General features: G+C 71.1%; 4 protein-coding genes. All 4 read right to left on the bottom strand.

Annotated elements, in window-relative coordinates; genetic code table 11:
- A partial coding sequence (locus tag D7W81_RS41070; RefSeq protein ID WP_120560730.1) for a 2Fe-2S iron-sulfur cluster-binding protein occupies window positions 1-790 on the bottom strand: 790 nt, incomplete at its 3' end.
- A gap of 20 nt (window positions 791-810) precedes the next feature.
- Window positions 811-1176, bottom strand: coding sequence for a group I truncated hemoglobin (locus D7W81_RS41065; protein ID WP_120560729.1), 366 nt, complete (start codon window positions 1174-1176; stop codon window positions 811-813).
- 199 nt (window positions 1177-1375) lie between these two features.
- Entirely contained in the window at window positions 1376-1552 is a 177-nt protein-coding gene (locus D7W81_RS42705; RefSeq protein ID WP_158621793.1) for a hypothetical protein, read from the bottom strand.
- 106 nt (window positions 1553-1658) lie between these two features.
- Window positions 1659-1820 (bottom strand): hypothetical protein, encoded by a 162-nt coding sequence (locus tag D7W81_RS42700; protein WP_158621792.1) that lies wholly within the window; start codon window positions 1818-1820, stop codon window positions 1659-1661.
- Window positions 1821-1941 lie beyond the last annotated feature (121 nt).

The following is a 1941-nucleotide window of genomic DNA, read 5'->3' as shown; positions in this document are numbered from 1 at the left end:
CCTCCCCACCGCCTCCCGCCAGCACGATGGGACGGTAGCGGAAGTTCGGATGACGCTCCGCCAGCGCCCGGAGCGCGTCCACCCGGTACAGCCCGCCCGGGTCCCTCGCCCCGTGGAACAGGTGGATGGACCCGGTGTGCCCTGACTCCAGCGCGTCCCGCAGGATTCCATACAGCGGCGCGAGCCCCGTACCCGTCCCCGCGAGCAGCAGCGGCGCCTCCGGCTGCCCGGGCACGTAGAAGCAGTCTCCTGCCGGCCCCTGCACGTGCACGCGCTCCCCGGGCCTGACGTCGCGCGCGAACCAGCCGCTCATGGCGCCCCCGGGCACGAGCCGCACGTGGAGCTCCAGCTGGCCCTCGCGGGGCAGGCTCGCCAGCGAATAGCTGCGCGCGAGCCCGTCCGCGCGCACCACCGTGACGTACTGCCCGGCGCGATGGTCGAGCGGCGCTTCCAACTCCAGCCGCACCGCGAGCACGTCCGCGCTGAGCGACTCCAGGTCCACCACGCGCGCGGGGACGCGCAGCTCCGCGGCCCCCGCCACCTCCAGCGCCGTGCCCTCCTGGGGCCTGCAGGCGCACGCGAGGAAGTAGCCGCGCGCCCGCAGCGTGTCCTTGAGCCCCACCTGCGCCGCTTCGGGCACCGGGCCCGACACGGCCCGCATCAGACAGGACTGACAGGCCCCCGCCCGGCACGCATGCGGCACGGGCACGCCCTGGCGCAGCAGGCCGTCCAGCACTGTCTCTCCCGACTCCAGCGGGTACCACGCGGATTCATGCCGCACCTTCGCCATGACGTGCCTCCCGTATCGCTTCAGCGATTCAACACGTCCGCCCGCGCGCCTTCCGCGACCGCCATCACCTGGCCCACCAGCTCCGCGGGCACGCCCAGCTCCTCCAGCGTCTCCTTCAGGTGCCCCGCCACCGCGTCGAAGTGCGACGCGTTCAGCCCGCGCTCCACCAGGTGCTTGTGCCCCGCGCGCATGTCCTTGCCCGAGTAGGCCGACGGCCCCCCGCACACCATCGTCAGGAACGCCTTCTGCTTCGCGGCCTGGCGCTCCATGTCCACGTCCTCGAAGAAGTGGCTGATGCGCTCGTCGCCCAGCACCTTCCGGTAGAAGACCTCCACCGCCGCCGCCATCGCCGGCTCCCCGCCAATCCGCTCGTACACGCTCGACATGACTTCGTCCCCTTCCGGGCCCAGGCCCTTAAAGATGCATCCTGAATGCATCTTTAAGGGCACGGCCGTCAACACCCCTGCATCGGGCCAACTTCACGGCCATGTTCGAGCGCCTCATACCCACCGTCGCGGCGGTCGCCCTGCTGGCGGGGTGTGGAGCGCCCGCCTGGCGGGTGTGGGCCGTGCCTCGCGAGGAGATTCAGCTGCCTCGCATCGAGCCCTCCGTGGTGCTGGAGCTGCCTGCCCGCGGATCCGTCGTGCCGGCCAGGCTGGGTGACGGCGCTCCGCTGTGGCTCGTGCACCGGGAGGACGGCACCGTGTCCGTCTTCTCCGCCATCAATCCCCGGACGGACGACGCATCCTCCGTGGGGCTCATCCACTGGGTCCCCACGATGCGCCGCTTCGCGAGCGGCTTCGTCTGGCATCCCCCCGCGGAACGCGGGCCTGGAGGTCTACGTCCATGGCTTCGCGCTGCTTCGCCGCTACCGCGACGGCTTCGTCCAGTACGACGTGGGCAGGAAGCCCGGCGCCGCGCACGCTGGAGGGCACCTGGACAGCCCCGTGCCTCCGGACCTCGCCAGCTGGGACGTCACCCAGCCTCCACGCGTGCCCATCTGCAAATAGGCGAAGAGCGCCTCATTCACGGCTCGGATGAATCCGTCGATGGTCGCGGGTTGAATTTGCATGAGCCGGCTGGAGCTGAGTGAGGAGCAGAGGGGCGAGCTGGAAGCGTGCTTCCGAACGACGGAGGACCGCCGATTGCGC

This window comes from Corallococcus aberystwythensis (assembly GCF_003612165.1).
Lineage (GTDB): Bacteria > Myxococcota > Myxococcia > Myxococcales > Myxococcaceae > Corallococcus > Corallococcus aberystwythensis.
The sequence above is the reverse complement of the archived record's forward strand: the minus strand, read 5'-3'. Positions and strand labels throughout refer to the sequence as shown.